Below are 19,207 nucleotides of genomic sequence, written 5' to 3'. Positions count from 1 at the left end.
AGATCATGGTTTCTATAAAAGAAGCACTTACCTTTGACGATGTTACATTAGCCCCGAAGTACTCGGAGATATTGCCATCTGAAGTAAATACATCAATAAATTTAACGAAAAATTTAAAACTTAAAATCCCGCTTTTGTCTTCTGCAATGGACACTGTTACAGAAAGCAATATGGCAATAGCAATTGGTAAAGCTGGAGGAATTGGAGTTATTCACAGAAATTTAGATATCCAAAAACAAATATTAGAAATTAAAAAAGTAAAAAAACAAAAATTATTAGTTGGTGCAGCCGTTGGAGCATCAATTGCTGAATTTGACAGAGCAAAAGCAATACTTAAAGAAGGTGTTGATTTAATCGTAGTAGATACTGCCCATGGTCATACTAAAAAAGTAGGAGAAATAGTTAAATTTATAAAAAAAATTAAAGATAAGAACATCGCTTTATGTGCTGGAAATATTGCAACACCAGAAGCAGCAAAATTTTTAATTAAATTAGGAGTAGATATTATTAAAGTTGGGATTGGACCGGGATCAATTTGTACAACAAGGCTAGTTGCAGGAATAGGTGTGCCTCAACTAAGTGCAATTTTATCTGTAAGAAATGGACTTAAAAACAAAAATGTAAAAATAATTTCTGATGGTGGAATAAAATATTCTGGTGATTTAGCAAAAGCTTTTGCAGCAGGCGCAGATGCAGTTATGATAGGTTCTTTATTTGCAGGTACAGATGAAACACCAGGCAAACTAATTAAAAAAAATGGAAAATTATTTAAAAGTTTTAGAGGGATGGGTTCTGTAGGAGCTATGAATAAAGGTTCGGCAGATAGGTATTTTCAAACTAAGCAAAAAGATACATCAAAGTATGTTCCAGAAGGAGTAGAAGGTTTTGTAAAATACAAAGGTGATGTTGGCAGTATTATATTTAAATTAATTGGTGGCCTTAAATCATCTATGGGTTATCTTGGTTCAAAAGAAATTGTAAAATTGAGAAATAAACCACAATTTGTTAAAATTACTAAAGCTGGATTTTATGAAAGTATGGTTCATAATGTAGATGTAATTAAAAATGATAGTAAATATTAATGAATAGAATTTTTAAATTAATTTCACTGGTTGTTTTAACTTTTTCGTTCCAATCTAATTCTTTTTCAATGGAAAATTTTTTTAATGAAGCAATTAAATTGTATGAAAAAGAAAAATATGAGGATGCAAGATTTTTATTTGAGAGAAATATTGTATTTAATCCAAAGGATGCAAATTCATATTTGTATTTAGCAAAAATTTATAATCACGAGGAAGATCAAAGAAAAGAAGAATACAACTTAGAAACCACTTTATTAATTGATCCTCAAAATGAAGAAGCTATTTTAATGCTAATGAAAATTGCACTTGAAAAATCTAATTACGATAAAGTTAAAGAATTATCTGAAACATTTGTTCAAGTATGTAAGTCATTATGTGATGAAAATAATGAAATTTTAGAGTCTTTAAAAAATCTAGAACCAAGTAATGAGTCTTGATAATAGTCTTAACAAAATCTTAATTGTAGATTTTGGTTCACAATTTACACAATTAATTGCAAGAAGAATTAGAGAACTTGGAGTTTTCTCTGATATTGTAAGTCATAAAAAAATTAAACTTAATCAAATTAATCAAAGCGTAAAAGGTATAATTTTATCAGGAGGTCCTCTGAATGTTTATCAAATTAATAAATATTCTTTTGATAAAAAAATTTTGGAATTGAATATTCCTGTTCTCGGTATTTGTTTTGGCCATCAAATATTATCTAAACTTAATGGTGGAAGAGTTAAGCAATCAAGGCATCGTGAATTTGGCTTAGCAAATATAATTAAAAAAAATAATAGTCTCTTAACTAATAATTTTTTTGGTACAAAAAAATCTAAAGTGGTCTGGATGAGTCACGCTGATCAAGTATCTAAATTACCTAAAAATTTTAAAGTAATTGCATCAAGCTCAAATTCTAAATTTGCAATTGTAGAAAATAAAATTAAAAATTTTTATGGTGTTCAGTTTCACCCAGAGGTAACTCATACAGAGAGCGGAAAAAAACTAATTAGTAATTTTATTTTTCTTATTTGTAAAATTAAGAGAAATTGGTCTTCAAAAGATCAAAAGGTACAATTAATTAAAGATGTAAGGTTTCAAGTTGGAGATAATAAAGTTATTTGTGCGTTATCAGGTGGAGTAGATAGTAGTGTGGTGGCTCAATTATTGAATAAAGCAATAGGAAAAAAACTATATTGTATTTTTGTTAACACTGGATTGCTTAGAAAAAATGAAGAAGTTCAGGTTGTTCAAACTTTTAAAAAACGACTAAAAATGAATTTAATCTACGTGAATGCTGAAAAGGAATTTTTAAGCAAATTAAAAAATGTATCTGATCCAGAGAAAAAAAGAAAAATTATAGGAAATCTTTTTATTAAAATTTTTGAAAGATATGCGAAGAAAATAAAAAATGTAAAATTTTTAGCACAAGGAACTTTGTATCCAGATTTAATTGAAAGTAAGTCTGTTACTGGAAGTCAAACTTCTAAAATAAAATCACATCATAATGTGGGCGGTTTGCCAAAAAAAATGAATTTAAAGTTAGTAGAGCCATTAAAATTTCTATTTAAAGATGAGGTGAGAAAATTAGGCCTAGAGTTAAATTTAAGTTATGAAATAATTTCAAGACATCCATTTCCTGGTCCTGGTTTAGCAATAAGAATGCCTGGTATTATAACAAATGAAAAAATTAAAATTTTAAAAGAGGCTGATCATTATTTTATTCAGTCTTTAAGACATCATGGGCTTTACCACAAAATTTGGCAAGCATATGCAGCATTACTTCCAGTAAAAACAGTTGGAGTTATGGGTGATAACAGAACATATGAGTATTTATGCTTACTAAGAGCAATCACTTCTGAAGATGGAATGACTGCAGATTTTTATGAGTTTAAAAAATCTTTTATGCAAACTATTTCTAACAAAATTGTTAATAGCATAAGAGGAATCAATAGAGTTGTGTATGATATTACTTCTAAGCCTCCAAGCACTATTGAATTAGAGTAATTTTAATTATAAAAACACCTTATGAAATATTTACATACAATGATCAGAATTAAGGATGTAGATGAATCTTTGAGGTTTTTCTGTGAAGGACTTGGTTTAAAAGAAACAAGAAGAATGGAAAATGAAAAAGGAAGATTCACTTTAATTTTTCTTGCAGCTCCTAATGACGACAAAGCAGAAATTGAGCTAACATATAATTGGGATGGGGATGAACTAGGAGAAGGTTCTAGAAATTTTGGTCATCTTGCATATAGAGTAGATAACATTTACGAGACATGTCAAAGATTAATGGACATGGGTTACACTATAAACAGACCACCAAGAGATGGTCATATGGCATTTGTTAGATCACCTGATAAAATTTCAATAGAAATATTACAAGAAGGTAATTTAGAACCAAAAGAACCTTGGTCCTCTATGGAGAATACAGGTACCTGGTAACATTTTTTAATGTGGATTGAGAAGTTTAACAAACCATATAAAGAAAAAATTAAAAAATTAACTTTTAACTTTGCAGACATTAAAAAAGGTGAAACAATGCTAGTGTCGTCACCATCATCGATAGCTAAATTCATAAAAAAAATTCCAAAAGGAAAAAAAAAGACAGTTGTTGAAATGAGAGAAGCATTGGCAAAAAAAGCTAAAGCAAACAAAACATGCCCTGTTTCTACCGGAATATTTTTGAGAATTGCTATAGAAGCATCATTAGAGGAACAAAGTAAAAAAAAATTAAAAAAACCCAACCTTCCTTTTTGGAGAATTATTGATAAAAAAACTGCGGTTGCAAAAAAACTATCTATATCTAAAAAGCTCTTAAATACTTATATAAATCAAGAATTAAGAAATGAATAAAATTAAAAATTTTGTAAGAAAAAAAAATAAATCAAAAATAGTTAGTCTAACCGCTTATTCTAAAAATATTGCCTCAGTTTTAGATAATTATTGTGATCTAATTTTAGTAGGGGATTCCCTTGGATCAGTTTTATATAATTATAAGTCTACTAGAGAAGTAACTTTAAATACTATGATTGAACACTCTAAGAGTGTTCGTATGGGCATTAAAAAAAGTTTAATGATTGTTGATATGCCCCACAATACTTATCGTAATCCTAAAGAGGCATTGAAAAATGCAAAATTAATTATGAAAAAAACCAAATGTGACGGGGTCAAATTAGAGGGAGGAAAGAAAATTATAAATACAGTTAAAATTTTAGTTAAAAATAATATACCTGTGATGGGTCATATAGGAGTTTTACCTCAGTCAGATAAAACATTTAAATTTAAAGGTAAGAAACAAAGTGAAAAAGAAAACATTATGAGAGACGCAAAGTTACTTGAAGAAGCTGGTTCATTTTGTATGGTTTTAGAGTGTGTTCAAACATCATTAGCAAAACAAGTAACTAAAAGTGTTACTATTCCAACAATTGGGATAGGAGCATCTAATAATTGTGATGGACAGATTTTGGTATTCGATGATTTAATAGGTTTAAATCCAATCAAATTTAGATTTGTTAAGAAATATACAAATATAAAAACAGAAATATCAAAAGCAGTCTCTAAGTATGCAACTGAGGTTAAAAAAAGAAAATTTCCCTCAAAAAAATACTCTTTTAACTAAAAATATTTTTTAAATTCTTCGTTAATATTGAGTATCTCGAGATCTACCAAACCACCTATAATTAATTGTAGACCAACAACTAAAATAAATATTAAACCAATGTAAGCTATCCAAATATGTTTTTGAATATAGTTAGCCATATAAGTAGCTAAAGCACCTGTAAGAACGACCGATAGGACAAGACCAAAAATCATATAGCCAAAATATCCTTGAGCTGCAGCAACAACTCCTATGACATTATCAAAACTAATCATTAGATCAGCAAATAGCACTTTACCTATACTATTTATGTATGACGGTTGTTTTGTTTTTTTAACTGAAGGTTTTATGTTTTTGATATCAACAAGGTCTTTTCTTAAATCATTTACTATCCAGACCAACAACAACCCACCTAAAATTTTTATAAAATAAAATTCAAATAAAAAAGTAGCAAAGATTGCAAAAAAGATTTTAAAAACAAATGCTCCAATTACACCCCACAAAATAATTTGTTTTCTATTTTTAGGTACAAAATTTGATGCAATAGAACCAACTATCACAGCATTATCTGCAGTTAAGATAATAGTGATAAAAATAATTTGGGTTAGAATTATGAGCTCTTCAATCAAGATATCTAATTATTATTTTAATTTATAGAGATTGCAATCAAAGAATAAAAAAAGGCGGTCAAAAAATTTGACCGCCTTAATAATTGTATTTTTATTAAATTATCTTTCAGACCAAGTAGGCATAGGATATTTTAACTCACAAGCTGCTAATTCAAATGGATATACTGTACAGTATTTTCCATTTTGAACTTGCATTAAAATACCTCTAGTCTTTTCGTTTTGACCATCTGCACCAAATTTAATTCCTCTATAAGGAACAATTAAAGATTCAGATGACATATCTAGATTTACTAGAGCTTGTCTGATTTTCTCAGGATCTGTTGATCCGGCATTATTAATTGCATTAGCTAAAGCCATAAAACCTGTAAATGCTCTTGCAGGTACATCTGATAAATCTCTTCCACCAGAGTGTGTTTTAAACAAATCGTTTACAGTTCCAATCATAGGAATAGTTTTTGCTAAGTCAGTGTTAAAAGGTGATCTTGTGATCACACCTTCTGCTTTGCTTCCCATTGTGTCTATGAATTTAGGATCTGTATAACCAGCGTTTTGAGCAACTAAAAGTTTAGGATTATAATCAAGTTCTTTTGCAGTATTTAAAAACAAATATGCATCAGCTGTATAAGATGAAGGCAATAAAACATCTGGGTTTTTTGCTTTCAATCTTTGTACTTCAGAACTCAAAGTTGTAGTTTTAGCTTTGTAGCTAATTTTCTCTATAACATCATAACCTTGTTCTTTAGCCATTTTGTCTTGAGTTCCACCACTGTCAGCACCCCACAATGTATCTTCATGAATAATACCTAATGTCTTTAACTTATTACTATTCTTTTTGTTAAAGTCGTTCATGAATTCAAACATAAGCTGAGTAAACTCACCATCGTGTGGAGTAACTCTGAAGAAGTATTTAAATCCTCTTGTTGTTAATTTTGGAGAAGTAGACTCACCGTTTACCCAAGGTATTCCTGCTCTCTCAGATACTTGACTAGCAGCACCAGTTACTGATGAGTAGTAAGCTCCAAACATTGCATGAACTTTGTCAGAATTTAACATTTTCTCAGTCTCACCAACACCGATATCTGGTTTTCCACCATGGTCTCCAACAACGATAGATATTTTACCGCCGCCTAATCCTTTTAATCCTGCATCTTTTGCAAGTGGCATACCTGGAATGTTATGACTGTTATTAATGATATCTAAAGCTGTCTTAACTGCTGCAACAGCATCTTTACCAACCTGAGCAACAGGTCCTGTAAGTGGATAAAGTACTCCAATTTTTACATCTTCTGCGTAACTAATTGCTGGCGCAGATACCAATGAAAAAAAAGTAAATACTGTAAGAATTAATTTTCTCATTTTTTTCCCTCTTGTTTAATTTTTAAATATCTAACTTAATACTATTCAATTGATCAATTCAATGATTTAGTTTTTTATTTTATCAATGCTTAAGAAGTATTTGTTTAATATATACATTCTTTATATATACTTTAATAATAAACCAAATGACTTCTGAAATTATAATTCAAGCTATAGTCACAGGATTAATGATGGGATTAATCTATGCATTAATTGCAGCAGGTTTAAGTTTAATTTTTGGATTAATGGAAATTGTAAACTTTGCTCATGGAGAGCATTTGATGTTGTCTATGTTTTCATCATTTTGGCTTTGGTCTTTATTTGGTTTAGATCCGTTATTTTCGATACCAATAACTATACTTTTGTTAGCATTTTGTGGGATCATTACACATTACTTTTTAATTCGTTATATCTTAAAAGCGAAAATGCTTATCCAAATTTGTGCAACATTTGGATTGTCTATTTTTATTAGATCGATTGCTCAATTATTATGGACACCAGACTTTAGAAATGTTGATAAACCTCTATTAGAAGGACGTATTGAAATTGGATCTGTGTTTATTGGTCAACCCCAATTATATGCAAGTCTTGTTTGTTTGGTTGCATTTTTTGGTTTGTATTGGTTTGTAACAAAAACAGAAACTGGATTAGCTCTTCAAGCAACAGCACAAGATAGACACGCTGCTGAAATTTTAGGAATTCCATCAAATAAAATGTTTGCAATAGGTTGGGCGATTGGACTTGGTTGTGTAGGAGTAGCTGGTGGAATGATGGCAAACTATTTTTTTATTTTTACTGATGTTGGTATTAATTTTGCATTATTTGCTTTCGTTGCAGTAGCATTAGGAGGTTTTGGAAGCATCATTGGGTGTTTATATGCCGGTATAATTATAGGTTTAGTAGAATCTCTTGGTGGATTATTGATCGATCCATCATTTAAACTTTTATATGTATTTGCAATTTACCTTTTAGTTGTGATTTACAAACCTCAAGGTCTGTTTGGTAGGTATTAATGGATAGTAAGTTAGAAATTGCAAAATCAGAACCGATTTGGAATACGAATAATAGAGTAATATCAATTATTACTGGCCTAATTATACTTTTGTTTGCTCTTCCACTTTTTGGGATGAATTCATTTTATCTCCATTTATTTATTATGATTTTTATGCATGCAGTTATGGCTCAGTCTTGGAATGTTATAGCAGGTTTTTCTGGTCAAATTAGTTTAGGTCATGGAGCGTTTTTTGGAATAGGTGCATATGCAACTTCATTTTTTTATATGGAGTACGGAATAACACCATGGATCAGTATATTTTTTGGTATGTTAGTTTCAGCAATTTTTGCTGTCTTAATTGGCATACCAATGCTTAGATTAAGTGGTCACTACTTTGCAATTGCCACTTTATTAATTGGAATAAGTTTCCAAGTAGTTTTTCAAAGATGGGATTTAGTAGGAGCTGCATCAGGATTATGGGTGACAATGACACCAGAAGATTCATGGTCTGCATTGCAGTTTCATAGCAGTAAAGCTCCATATTATTACGTTTTTTTAATATTCTTTTTAATCACATTCTTTTTAGTATGGTTGTTGAGTAGATCAAAACTTGGTTACAGATTAAGAGCAGTTAGAGATGATCCACAAGCAGCATTAAGTTTATGTATCAATGTTTCAAATTATAAAATTATAGCTTATGTGATTTCAGCAATGATTATGGCTCCGATGGGTAGTTTATTTGCTCAATATATTTTAATTATTGATCCAGATAGAGTTTTTAATATTGAGATATCAATTATAGTTTTATTAATCACAGTTCTAGGTGGAATAGGAAATGTTTGGGGTCCAATTATAGGAGCTGCAATACTTGTGCCAATTTCAGAATATTCAAGAATTTATTTAGGGGGCACAGGTGGCGCTGTTGACTTAATTTTTTATGGTTTGATTTTAATGATTATTTGTATTTTTAGACCAAATGGTCTGATCTCATTTGTTCCTAAAGATATTTTAGAAAGAAAAAAACAACGATGAAAATATTAACTGTCGAAAATCTAAGCAAATCTTTTGGTGGAATCCATGCAAATAGAGATATTTCTTTTGACGTTGAAGAAGGGTCAATTTTAGGAGTGATAGGACCTAATGGTGCTGGTAAATCTACTTTATTTGATTTGATTACTGGTTTTACAAAACCAGACACTGGAAAAGTTAAATTTTTTGATAAAAATATTTTTGGAATTAGTCCTGATAAAATTAGCAATCTTGGAGTAGGTAGAACTTTTCAAAAACTAAAACCATTTGCAGACCAAACATTACTTGAAAATGTTATGATAGGAGCATTTGTTAAAGAAAAAGATATCAAGAGAGCAAGAGATAGAGCCTTAGAGATCATTGATTTTGTAGATTTGATTGAAAAAAGACATCACTTTGCAAAAGAGTTATCAACCGGACAGAGAAAAAGATTAGAAATGGCTAGAGCTATGGCTATTGATCCCAAATTACTTTTGATGGACGAAGTAACAGGCGGTGTAGACCAAAAGACTATTCCTGGACTTGTAGAACTTGTTAAAAAATTAAAAAAGACAGGTGTAACGATTATCACTATAGAACATAATATTAATATTATTATGGAAATTTCGGATAATGTTCTTGCGTTAGATCAAGGAAAACGAATTGCATTTGGAGAACCAAAAGAAATTCAAAACAACAAACAAGTAATAGATGCTTACCTAGGAACATTTGATGCTGCTTGATGTAAAAAATATTGATGTTTTGTATGATGATTTTCAGGTTATCTGGGATGTTTCTATTAATGTAAATAAAGCTGAAATGGTTGCGCTTTTAGGACCAAATGGGTCTGGAAAAAGTACTGTTTTAAACACCATAAGTAATCTTGTTGAACATAAAAAAGGTTCTATTACTTTTGACAATACCCTAATTTCAAATATTCCAACTTATAAAAGAACTGAATTAGGAATCTCACACGTACTTGAAAGAAGAAGGGTATTTCCTCACCTTACTGTTAAACAAAATCTCTTATTGGGTGCTTGGCATCCTAAGGCAAAAGAAGAGTTAACAAATTCATTAAACAAAGTTTATAAGATATTTCCAAAGTTAGAAATCAGATCAGATCAGTTAGCAAAAACAATGTCTGGTGGCGAACAACAAATGTTAGCTATAGCTAGAGGTATGATGGGTTTACCTAAACTTTTGATGGTGGATGAACCTTTTTTAGGTCTATCACCATTGGTTATGAAAGATTTAATTAAGATATTTAAAAATATAGTTGCAGAAGGGATATCAATTTTATTTGTAGAACAAAACGTAAGACTTGCATTAAGTATGGCAGATAGAGGGTATGTTTTAGAAAGTGGAAGATTGGTTATCGATGGTAAATCTGAAGATTTAATTGATAATGAAAAAGTTACTAAAGTTTTTTTAGGAAATTAATTAAAAAGCAGCAAGATCGTTATTTAGTTTATCAGTAATAAGCATTTTACCTGGACTATGAGTAATACAAAAATCAGGTTTTGAATTTTCTAAAACAGATTGAGGAGTAACACCACATGCCCAAAATACAGGAATTTCATTATTCTTTATTGTTCTAGGGGGATCACCATATTCAGGTTTCATTATATCTTTAATCCCAATTTCATCTGGATCACCAACATGTACTGGTGCGCCATGCACAGCTGGAAATCTGGAACTAATTTGAATTGATCTAATTGTATCCTTTGAACTTAAGGGTCTCATGGATACAACTAGTTTTCCTGAAAATTGTCCAGCAGGTTCACAATCTATTGAAGTTTTGTACATTGGAACAATAGTATTATTTTCTATGTGTTGAATTGGAATACCGGCTTCAATTAAAGGCAGCTCAAAAGACATTGAACATCCTAGAACAAAAGTTGTTAAATCTTCATTCCAATATTTTTTAATATCATATGGCTCATCAACTAATTTTCCTTTTTCCCATACTCTATATTGGGGAACATCAGTTCTAATATCAATATCACCAAGATCTTTTAATGAAGGATCTCCTTTAGTACCAAATCCAATTAATGGACAAGGTTTTGGATTTTTTTGACAGAAAGAAGCAAAGTCCATTGCATATTTGCTTGGTAAGATACAAAGATTTCCTTGAACATACTTGCTAGCAGCACCTGCAGTTTGCTCTTTGTAATTATTTTCTCTTATAACTTTTCTTGCTTCTGATGGATCTTGAATATCTAGCATTAAATTAGTATTTAGATTTCTTAGTTCCTTCGATTATTTCTTTTAACTCGTTATATTCTTCACAATTACAAATTTCCAATACTTTAAGTCTTTCTTTAGCTAAATCCATTCTATTTGTAGCAACATATAGTTCACCTAGATATTCATTAATTCCTATATGGTCTGGTTTAATTGCTAGACCTTGAAGATAATATTTTTCTCCATTTTCAAAATCACCAAGTTTTCTTGTTGTAAAACCAAGATAGTTAAGTGTATCTGCTTGATTTGGTTTTTTATCGTTTGATTTTAGAAGAAGTTTTTGAGCTTTTTCATATCTCTTTTTAGCTTTTTCTAATTTGCCTTTTTTTTCATATTTTTTTGCAGTTTTAACATGAGTAACTGCTTTATCGTAATCTGATTTTACTTTCTTAGGTGTTGAGTCAGAACCTGCTGACATTGCATTGGAAGCAAAAAAAACAAATATCAAAGCAGTAAATATTTTTTTAATCATTATAAAAATTTCTCCATTTGGCTTAAAGGTTTTAAATTTAGTCCATTTTCAATTAAATTTTCTCTAATTGATCTTGCAGTAGCAAGTGAACTTTCATTATCACCATGTATGCAGACAGAGTCGATTTCACAAGGTATTTGCTTTCCACTGTGACAATTCAGTGCCTGATTTTTTACCATGCTTAATACATGTTTTTTAGCCTCTTCAGGATCAGTAATTAATGCATGTGGTTTTTTTCTAGAAACTAAATTTCCATCATCTTCATAGGTTCTATCTGCAAAAATTTCACAGGCAATCTTCATATCTAGTTTTTTAGCTGCTTGTTCCATTTTAGAGCCAGTAGGAACTAAATAGATCAAATCTCTACTTATTTCATTGATTGCTTTTGCTAATGTAGTTGCTAGATCAATATCCTCACACGCCATATTGTTTAATGCCCCATGTGGTTTTATATGAGTAACATTTTCTCCATGTTCCTGAGCAATTTTTTGTAAAATTTCATATTGATCAATAATTAATTTTCTAACTTCTTCAGGTGCAAGGTCCATTCTTTTTCTTCCAAAATTTTCTGGGTCATTGAATGATGGATGAGCGCCAATACTTACACCGTTTTTTTTTGATATTTGAACTACTTGGTTCATGGATTCTTCATCACCAGCATGAAATCCACATGCTACGTTAGCAGAATTTACTATATCAAGTAAGTCTGGATCATATTTATTTGAATGGTGTTTTGATTTTTCACCTAAATCACAATTTATATTAATTTCCATAGTTCTAATTGTTGAAGTATAACATGCCATGATAAAAAATATATCAAATCTTGGTGACGCAGCTGTTTATTGCGATTTTGGTGTAGAGGTAAATAAATCAGTTAACTCTGAAGTAATAAAATATTTTAAAGCTTTAAAAAAAGAGAACGTTGAAAGTATAAATAATCTTACTCCTTCTTATAATAAATTAATAGTTTCTTACGACCTTAGAAAAACAAACTTTAAAGAAGTTAAAAAATTGATTGAAAATTTAAATGTTAATGAAACTCAAGACAACAATAGCACTAAAATAGAAATTCCAGTTTGTTGTGATGATCAATTTTCTCTTGATATAAAAAGATTAGAAGAAAAATTAAATATTAATCGAGATAAAATTTTAGAAAATTTTTTTAGTAAGGAATATTTTTGTTATATGACCGGATTTATCGCAGGTATGCCTTTTTTAGGTGATTTGGATGAAAATATGAGAGTACCAAGATTAGAAACACCAAGAGTAAAAGTCCCCAAAGGATCAGTTGCTTTAACAGAACAATTTGCAAATATTTATACATTTGAAAGCCCTGGTGGATGGAACATACTTGGTAATACCCCTGTAGATGTTTTTGATAATTCAAAAGAGGAAGAGCCAAATTTAATAAATCCTGGCGATGTAGTAGTTTTTAAACAAATAAATCTTGAAAAATATAATAGCTACAATGACAAATAATTTCGAAATTATAAGAGCTGGAGTAAACACAACCTTTCAGGACCAAGGAAGAAACAATTTATATCATATAGGAATTCCATTTAGTGGAGCGATGGATAATAGAAATTATAGTTTAGCTAATAGGCTGGCAGGTAATAAATTGAATTCACCAGTGATAGAATTTGCATATCAAGGACCACATTTAAAATATTCTGGAGATAAAATTAATATTGCAGTTACAGGTGATGTGGTTTTTAAAATTATTAAAAGCGGTATAGAAATTGATGGCAATTGTTATGAGAGTTATCAAATTGAAAGTGGAGATGAAATTAATCTAATCTCAACAAATAAATCAGTTTATGGATATTTAGCAGTTGGTGGTGAATTAGATTTAAAATTTCAATGGAATAGTTGTTCGATAAATACCAAGGCAAATATTGGATCAAATAATGGAAAAAAATTAGAGAACGGTCAAAAAATAAATATTTTAAATATCAATTCAGATCAAAGTAAAAAAAAGACAAATTATATAAACTCTAAAGTTGAAAATATTAGAGTAATAAAAGGACCAAACTTTGATTATTTTTCTGAGGAAGGAAAAAATATATTTTTTGAAAAAGAATTTTCTGTATCAAAACTTTCAGACAGAATGGGAATGAGGTTAGAGGGTCCAAAAATTGAAAATATTGTAAATACCAATATTAAATCAGAAGGTTTGTTAAAAGGAGTTATCCAAGTACCAGCAGATGGAAACCCAATTATTATGCTTTCAGACCATGGTACTATTGGAGGATATCCAAAAATTGGTGTGGTAGCTAGTGTTGATTATGATCGATTGGTACAAATATCTCCTGGCTCAAAAATCAAATTTAAAGAGATAAATTTATCTGATGCTGAAACTTTATTTAAATTGTATGAGATGGATACTCAGAACTTACTCAATCAAATATAATGAATATAATTAGAAAACTTCCAGGGCCTTTTTTAATTTTCTTAGGTGCCTGTAGTCTCAGTTTTGGAGGTTTGATTGTTAAGTCATTTGAAGGAGCAACTCTTTGGCAAATATTATTTTGGAGAACAATATTTTTCCTAATTGTAATTAGCTTGTACTTAGCTTTAACTTATAAAAAGCAGGTATTTAAATCCTTTTATAATTTAGGATTTCCTGGTTTCTTTGGTGGATTTATTTTATCACTCGGTTTTAGTGGTTATGTATTTGCGATGTATAATACTACAGTTGCTAATGCTAATTTTATTATTCAAACACAAACAATCTTCCTAGCAATATTTGGTTACTTTTTTTTAAAAGAAAAAATTTCAGCAATCACTCTGACTTCAATAATTCTTGCAATTTCAGGAATACTTCTAATGGTTGGAAGCTCTTTATCTCCAGGTCAAATGTCTGGAAATATTGCAGCTTTCATAATGCCAATATCATTTGCTACATTAATTTTAGTTGTAAGAAAATATCCAACTGTTGATATGGTTCCAGCTCAATTTGTTGCTGGTGTTTTTGCATTGTTAATCGGTTATTTAATGTCAGAAAAAATAATGATATCTCCTAATGATATCTTTTTAGGATTTTTAGCTGGGTTTTTACAGTTAGGATTAGGTTTTATATTTATTACTATTGGTGCTCAACGAACACCATCAGCAATGGTTGGAATCATAATGTTAACAGAAGCAGTACTAGGTCCTTTATGGGCGTGGTTGTTTATAAATGAACAACCGCCTTTCATAGTTATAATTGGAGGATCAATAGTTATTTTTGCAGTTTTACTTCAATTTTACAATTTATATACATCAGAAAAAAAAGCGATCTAATAACATTTGACATTAAACAGTATTTATTAGAATATTTGTTAACGGGAGAGATCACAAACTTTGTGACACCGAAGGAGCAACCGCCCAGGAAACTCTCAGGTAAAAGGACCGTATTATATTAACTCTGGAAAGAGATTGAGTTCTCGCCGAAGGAGTAAAACTCTCAGGCAAAAATACAGATGGGTACGACAGAGTTAGTATGGGAAAAAAAACATCTTTAAACAAACTTCATCAAGATAACCAAGCTAAATTTGTAGAATTTGCTGGATATGAAATGCCCATACAATACAGCAAAGGAATTGTTGAAGAACATAAATTTACAAGATCAAATGCAGGTATTTTTGATGTATCTCATATGGGTCAATTATTTATTTATGGCGAAGAAGATTTAACTGCTGATCTTGAAAAAATTTTTCCACTTGATTTAAAAAATTTGAAACAAAACTGTTCTAAATATAGTTTTTTAATGAATGATAGCGCAGGAATTCATGATGATTTGATAATCACTAAAATTGAAAAAGGATATTTAATTATTTTAAACGCAGCATGCAAAGATAATGATTTTAAAATTTTATCAGATTTACTGAAAAACAAATATGAAATGGTTCTTGATGATCAAAGAGCATTAATTGCAATCCAGGGTCCAAAGTCAGTTGAGATTTTAAACAAAACAATAGAAGGTGTTGAAAAACTTAATTTTATGACAGGGAACTGGTTTGATTTTAAAGATCAGAAAGTTTTTGTAACAAGATCTGGTTACACAGGAGAAGATGGTTTTGAAGTATCTATTAATAACGATTTAGCTGAAGGATTTACTCAAAATTTGATGGAAAAAGGAGCACAACTTATAGGACTTGGGGCAAGAGATACCTTGAGATTAGAGGCTGGATTGTGCTTATATGGACATGAACTTGATACTGAAAAAACACCAATTGAAGCAAACTTAAAGTGGGCGATTTCTAAAGAGAGAATTTCAAATGGTGGATTTGTTGGTTCTGATAAAATTATGAAAGAAATACAAGAAGGTACCTCTAAAATTAGAATTGGGATTAAGCCAGAAGGAAGATTGATTGCTAGAGAAAAAACTAAAATCTTTGATGATTCAGAAAAACTTATTGGCGAGGTTACCAGTGGAACTTTTGGTCCGAGTGTAAATGGCCCAATAGCAATGGGCTACATTGATAAAGAGTTTTCTAAAGTCGATACAAAAATTTTACTTGAAGTAAGAGGAAAAAAACATCCTGCAAGTGTTTGTGGGTTACCATTTTATAAAAAAAGTTACGTGAAAGGAGCAAACTAATGAGTGAGGTTAAATTTTCAAAAGAGCACGAGTGGATTACAGTGGAAGGCGATGTTGCTACCATTGGAATTACAAAACATGCAACAGAAATGTTAGGAGATATTGTTTTTGCTGAGTTACCTGAAAAAGGTTCAAGCGTTGAAAAAGACGGAACTGCAGGAGTAGTTGAGTCAACTAAAGCTGCAAGTGATGTTTATACTCCAGTAAGTGGTGAAGTAGTAGATACCAACCAAGCCATAGTAGATGATCCTGCTAAGATTAACGAAGACCCTGAGGGATCAGCTTGGTTTTTTAAACTTAAATTAAAAGATAGTTCAGAAATGGACAGCTTAATGAACAAAGAAGAATATGATAAATTTGCAAAGGAGAGTGCTAGCTAATGTTACATAATTCACAAAAAGACTTTTTAAAAAGACACATTGGCCCTTCAGAAGAAGATCAAAATAAAATGCTGAAGGAGCTTAATTATAATTCATTAGACGATTTAATAAAAAGTACAGTTCCAGAAAAGATACAATTGAAAGATGGATTAAATATAGGAGAGTCTAATTCTGAATATGAAGCATTAAGAAAACTGAAAGCGATTTCAAAAAAAAATCAAATTTATTCAAATTTTATTGGTATGGGTTACTATGGAACTTACACTCCATATGTAATTTTAAGAAATATTTTAGAAAATCCAGGTTGGTACACATCTTATACCCCTTACCAGCCTGAAGTAGCACAAGGAAGATTAGAAATGCTTCTAAACTTCCAACAAATGATTGTTGATTTCACAGGTATGGACATTGCAAATGCATCGTTGCTTGATGAAGGAACAGCAGCTGCAGAAGCTATGGGATTAAGTCATAGATTAAATAAAAAGGATAGTAATTTAGTTTTTGTTTCTGAAAATTGTCATCCACAAACAATTGATGTAATTCAAACAAGAGCAGAACCAATGGGATTAAAAGTACTTGTTGGTAATGAAGATAAAGTATTGGATCAACTTAAAGAGGATTTAGTTTGTGGAATTCTTCAATACCCTGGAACTTTAGGAGACATTAAAGATCCAAGTGAAGCCATTAGTAAAATCCATAAAAAAAATGGAAAAGCCGTATTAGTTTCTGATTTATTAGCTTTAGCGCTACTTAAAACACCAAGAGAATTAGGTGCTGATATTTCAGTTGGAAGCTCTCAAAGATTTGGAATTCCAATGGGTTATGGTGGACCTCATGCAGCTTTCTTTGCAACTAAAGATGAGTTCAAAAGATCTATGCCAGGAAGAATTATTGGTGTGTCTGTTGATAGACATGGAAACAAAGCTTACAGATTATCTCTTCAAACAAGAGAACAACACATCAGAAGAGATAAAGCGACAAGTAACATTTGTACTGCTCAAGCATTGTTAGCAATTGTTTCAGCTGCATATGCTATTTATCATGGGCCAGATGGAATAAAAACTATTGCAGAAAGAGTTTCTCAATTAGCTAAAAATTTTGCAGATAAATTAAAACAATCTGGATATGAAATTTATTCAGATCATTTCTTTGATACAGTTACAATTGTAACAAAAGATAAGACTGATCAAATCTATAAAAATGCTTTAGATCAAAAAGTAAATATTAGAAGAGTAAATTCTGAAATGTTGGCTGTTTCTTTTGATGAAAAGAAAAATGTTTATAGAGTAAATCAATTGTTGAAAATTTTTAACGCAGCTGAGTCGATTAAAAAAGAAGATCCAACAGTAAGTTTACCTAATTTACCAAAAAATTTACTGAGAACTTCTAAATACTTAGAACATCCTGTTTTTAATTCATATCATTCAGAAACAGAGATGCTTAGATATTTAAAAAAATTAGAAGATAAAGATATAGCCCTTAATAGAACTATGATTGCACTTGGTTCATGTACCATGAAATTAAATGCTACTGCAGAAATGATTCCTATTTCATGGAGAGAGTTAGCTGAGCCTCATCCGTTTGTACCAGTAGAGCAGATGGAAGGTTATAGAGCATTGTTCACTGATCTTAAAAATTGGTTAAGATCAATTACAGGTTTTTCTGGAGTTTCACTTCAACCAAACGCAGGTGCTCAAGGAGAATATGCAGGGTTAATGGTAATTAGAAAATATCATTTGGACAGAGGAGAAGAAAACAGGAATATATGTTTAATTCCAAGCTCTGCACATGGAACAAATCCTGCAAGTGCACAAATGGTTGGGATGAAAGTTGTAGTTGTTGATTGTGATAAAGAAGGAAATGTTGATTTTGAAGATTTGAAGAAAAAAACAGAAGCACATTCCGAAAATCTTGGAGCATTAATGGTTACATATCCTTCTACTCACGGTGTATTTGAAGAAAAAATTACAGATATATGTGAACTTATACATAAACACGGTGGTCAAGTTTATATGGATGGTGCAAATTTAAATGCACTTGTTGGTATTGCAAGACCTGGAAATTTTGGTCCAGATGTTTGTCATATAAACTTACATAAAACGTTCTGTATTCCACATGGTGGTGGAGGACCAGGAATGGGACCAATTGCATGTAAAAGACATTTGCAAGTTTATTTACCTAATCATCCAGTTGTTAAAGATTGTGGACCAGCTACAGGAATAGGAGCAGTTTCAGCAGCCCCTTGGGGAAGCTCAAGTATTTTATCAATTTCTTGGATGTATATTAAAATGATGGGTTCTGAAGGTTTAAAATTAGCTACTCAAGTCGCGATATTAAACGCAAACTATATAGCTCACAGACTTAAAGATCATTTCCCAATTTTGTACAAAGGCTCAAATGGAAACGTTGCTCATGAATGTATTATAGATATTCGATCAATTAAGAGTGAAACAGGTATCACTGAAGAGGATATTGCTAAAAGACTAATAGATTATGGTTTCCATGCACCAACAATGTCTTGGCCAGTTGCGGGAACTATGATGATAGAGCCAACAGAGAGTGAGAGTTTATCTGAGCTTGATAGATTTTGTGATACTTTAATTAATATCAAATCTGAAATAGATAAGATCAATTCTGGTGAGTTTGATAAAGTAGACAATCCTATTAAGAACGCTCCTCATACGGACATAGAACTTGCTTCAGATGATTGGGATCATAAATACACAAGAGAGCAAGCTGCTTATCCTGCTAAGTTCTTAAAAACAAATAAATTTTGGCCACCAGTTGCAAGAGTGGACAATGTTTATGGAGATAAGAATATCTTTTGTACTTGTCCAAGTATGGACGAGTTTAAAGAAGACGCGGCATAATCAT

The 19,207-nt window shown here is 30.7% G+C and carries 21 protein-coding genes and 1 riboswitch; of the genes, 16 read left to right on the top strand and 5 right to left on the bottom strand.

What is annotated here, in order from left to right; translation table 11 throughout:
• Positions 1–5: 5 nt before the first annotated feature.
• From guaB to panB, 6 genes are read left to right on the top strand one after another with little or no spacing between them, the layout of a single operon-like run.
• The gene (guaB, locus tag ACTTAO_RS01540) at positions 6–1,082 is read left to right on the top strand and encodes an IMP dehydrogenase (protein ID WP_440690629.1); all 1,077 of its coding nucleotides are present in this window, start codon (positions 6–8) and stop codon (positions 1,080–1,082) included.
• The gene (locus ACTTAO_RS01535) at positions 1,082–1,519 is read left to right on the top strand and encodes a tetratricopeptide repeat protein (protein WP_440690627.1); all 438 of its coding nucleotides are present in this window, start codon (positions 1,082–1,084) and stop codon (positions 1,517–1,519) included. Before guaB ends, ACTTAO_RS01535 begins: the two co-directional genes overlap by 1 nt.
• On the top strand, positions 1,509–3,071 hold the full coding sequence (gene guaA, locus ACTTAO_RS01530) for a glutamine-hydrolyzing GMP synthase (protein ID WP_440690625.1): 1,563 nt from the start codon (positions 1,509–1,511) through the stop codon (positions 3,069–3,071). The genes ACTTAO_RS01535 and guaA overlap by 11 nt, the downstream gene beginning before the upstream one ends.
• Positions 3,072–3,092: 21 nt before the next feature.
• Positions 3,093–3,512, top strand: coding sequence for a VOC family protein (locus tag ACTTAO_RS01525; protein ID WP_440647864.1), 420 nt, complete (start codon positions 3,093–3,095; stop codon positions 3,510–3,512).
• Positions 3,513–3,521: 9 nt separating this feature from the next.
• The gene (locus tag ACTTAO_RS01520; RefSeq protein WP_440690623.1) at positions 3,522–3,923 is read left to right on the top strand and encodes a hypothetical protein; all 402 of its coding nucleotides are present in this window, start codon (positions 3,522–3,524) and stop codon (positions 3,921–3,923) included.
• Positions 3,916–4,689, top strand: a complete 774-nt coding sequence (panB, locus tag ACTTAO_RS01515) for a 3-methyl-2-oxobutanoate hydroxymethyltransferase (RefSeq protein WP_440690621.1) — start codon at positions 3,916–3,918, stop codon at positions 4,687–4,689. Before ACTTAO_RS01520 ends, panB begins: the two co-directional genes overlap by 8 nt.
• On the opposite strand, the gene ACTTAO_RS01510 is transcribed toward panB, so the two are convergent.
• Both ACTTAO_RS01510 and ACTTAO_RS01505 read right to left on the bottom strand, forming a co-directional pair.
• On the bottom strand, positions 4,686–5,297 hold the full coding sequence (locus ACTTAO_RS01510; protein WP_262589620.1) for a YjbE family putative metal transport protein: 612 nt from the start codon (positions 5,295–5,297) through the stop codon (positions 4,686–4,688). The two genes, panB and ACTTAO_RS01510, sit on opposite strands and share 4 nt — an antisense overlap.
• 99 nt (positions 5,298–5,396) lie before the next feature.
• Positions 5,397–6,653, bottom strand: a complete 1,257-nt coding sequence (locus tag ACTTAO_RS01505; RefSeq protein ID WP_440651084.1) for an ABC transporter substrate-binding protein — start codon at positions 6,651–6,653, stop codon at positions 5,397–5,399.
• 146 nt (positions 6,654–6,799) lie between these two features.
• Between ACTTAO_RS01505 and ACTTAO_RS01500 the strand changes: the two genes are divergently transcribed.
• The 4 genes from ACTTAO_RS01500 to ACTTAO_RS01485 are packed head-to-tail and all read left to right on the top strand — an operon-like array spanning position 6,800 to position 10,095.
• On the top strand, positions 6,800–7,666 hold the full coding sequence (locus ACTTAO_RS01500; protein WP_262589618.1) for a branched-chain amino acid ABC transporter permease: 867 nt from the start codon (positions 6,800–6,802) through the stop codon (positions 7,664–7,666).
• Positions 7,666–8,679 carry a branched-chain amino acid ABC transporter permease gene (locus tag ACTTAO_RS01495; RefSeq protein ID WP_440690619.1) on the top strand — a complete coding sequence of 338 codons (1,014 nt, stop codon included), beginning with the start codon at positions 7,666–7,668 and terminating at the stop codon, positions 8,677–8,679. Before ACTTAO_RS01500 ends, ACTTAO_RS01495 begins: the two co-directional genes overlap by 1 nt.
• Positions 8,676–9,398 carry an ABC transporter ATP-binding protein gene (locus ACTTAO_RS01490; protein WP_440672476.1) on the top strand — a complete coding sequence of 241 codons (723 nt, stop codon included), beginning with the start codon at positions 8,676–8,678 and terminating at the stop codon, positions 9,396–9,398. Before ACTTAO_RS01495 ends, ACTTAO_RS01490 begins: the two co-directional genes overlap by 4 nt.
• Complete coding sequence (locus tag ACTTAO_RS01485) at positions 9,388–10,095, top strand: ABC transporter ATP-binding protein (RefSeq protein ID WP_440690617.1); 708 nt, start codon at positions 9,388–9,390, stop codon at positions 10,093–10,095. Before ACTTAO_RS01490 ends, ACTTAO_RS01485 begins: the two co-directional genes overlap by 11 nt.
• Here the strand turns inward: ACTTAO_RS01485 and ACTTAO_RS01480 are convergent, their stop codons facing one another.
• Genes ACTTAO_RS01480 through ACTTAO_RS01470 form a run of 3 tightly spaced genes read right to left on the bottom strand, consistent with a single transcriptional unit; the run spans position 10,096 to position 12,144 of the window.
• Positions 10,096–10,881, bottom strand: a complete 786-nt coding sequence (locus ACTTAO_RS01480; protein ID WP_440690615.1) for a putative hydro-lyase — start codon at positions 10,879–10,881, stop codon at positions 10,096–10,098.
• Between the two features lie 4 nt (positions 10,882–10,885).
• Positions 10,886–11,371: a tetratricopeptide repeat protein gene (locus ACTTAO_RS01475; protein WP_440690613.1), complete on the bottom strand. Its 486-nt coding sequence runs from the start codon at positions 11,369–11,371 to the stop codon at positions 10,886–10,888.
• Positions 11,371–12,144 (bottom strand): 5-oxoprolinase subunit PxpA, encoded by a 774-nt coding sequence (locus ACTTAO_RS01470; RefSeq protein WP_440690611.1) that lies wholly within the window; start codon positions 12,142–12,144, stop codon positions 11,371–11,373. Before ACTTAO_RS01470 ends, ACTTAO_RS01475 begins: the two co-directional genes overlap by 1 nt.
• Before the next feature lie 28 nt (positions 12,145–12,172).
• Here ACTTAO_RS01470 and ACTTAO_RS01465 point away from each other — a divergent pair, with 28 nt between their 5' ends.
• The 6 genes from ACTTAO_RS01465 (at position 12,173) to gcvP (ending at position 19,203) form a co-directional block, all read left to right on the top strand.
• Positions 12,173–12,850: an allophanate hydrolase subunit 1 gene (locus tag ACTTAO_RS01465; RefSeq protein ID WP_440690609.1), complete on the top strand. Its 678-nt coding sequence runs from the start codon at positions 12,173–12,175 to the stop codon at positions 12,848–12,850.
• Positions 12,840–13,781 carry a biotin-dependent carboxyltransferase family protein gene (locus tag ACTTAO_RS01460; RefSeq protein WP_440690607.1) on the top strand — a complete coding sequence of 314 codons (942 nt, stop codon included), beginning with the start codon at positions 12,840–12,842 and terminating at the stop codon, positions 13,779–13,781. Before ACTTAO_RS01465 ends, ACTTAO_RS01460 begins: the two co-directional genes overlap by 11 nt.
• Positions 13,781–14,653 carry a DMT family transporter gene (locus ACTTAO_RS01455; protein WP_440690605.1) on the top strand — a complete coding sequence of 291 codons (873 nt, stop codon included), beginning with the start codon at positions 13,781–13,783 and terminating at the stop codon, positions 14,651–14,653. Before ACTTAO_RS01460 ends, ACTTAO_RS01455 begins: the two co-directional genes overlap by 1 nt.
• Positions 14,654–14,684: 31 nt before the next feature.
• Positions 14,685–14,774: riboswitch (glycine riboswitch) on the top strand.
• Between the two features lie 78 nt (positions 14,775–14,852).
• Entirely contained in the window at positions 14,853–15,953 is a 1,101-nt protein-coding gene (gene gcvT, locus ACTTAO_RS01450) for a glycine cleavage system aminomethyltransferase GcvT (protein WP_440690603.1), read from the top strand.
• Positions 15,953–16,333 carry a glycine cleavage system protein GcvH gene (gcvH, locus tag ACTTAO_RS01445; protein ID WP_262589607.1) on the top strand — a complete coding sequence of 127 codons (381 nt, stop codon included), beginning with the start codon at positions 15,953–15,955 and terminating at the stop codon, positions 16,331–16,333. Before gcvT ends, gcvH begins: the two co-directional genes overlap by 1 nt.
• Positions 16,333–19,203 (top strand): aminomethyl-transferring glycine dehydrogenase, encoded by a 2,871-nt coding sequence (gcvP, locus tag ACTTAO_RS01440; protein ID WP_440690601.1) that lies wholly within the window; start codon positions 16,333–16,335, stop codon positions 19,201–19,203. Before gcvH ends, gcvP begins: the two co-directional genes overlap by 1 nt.
• The last annotated feature ends 4 nt before the right edge of the window (positions 19,204–19,207 follow it).

The sequence above is a fragment of the Candidatus Pelagibacter sp. HIMB1782 genome (assembly GCF_052047475.1).
Classification (GTDB): domain Bacteria; phylum Pseudomonadota; class Alphaproteobacteria; order Pelagibacterales; family Pelagibacteraceae; genus Pelagibacter.
The sequence above is the reverse complement of the archived record's forward strand: the minus strand, read 5'-3'. Positions and strand labels throughout refer to the sequence as shown.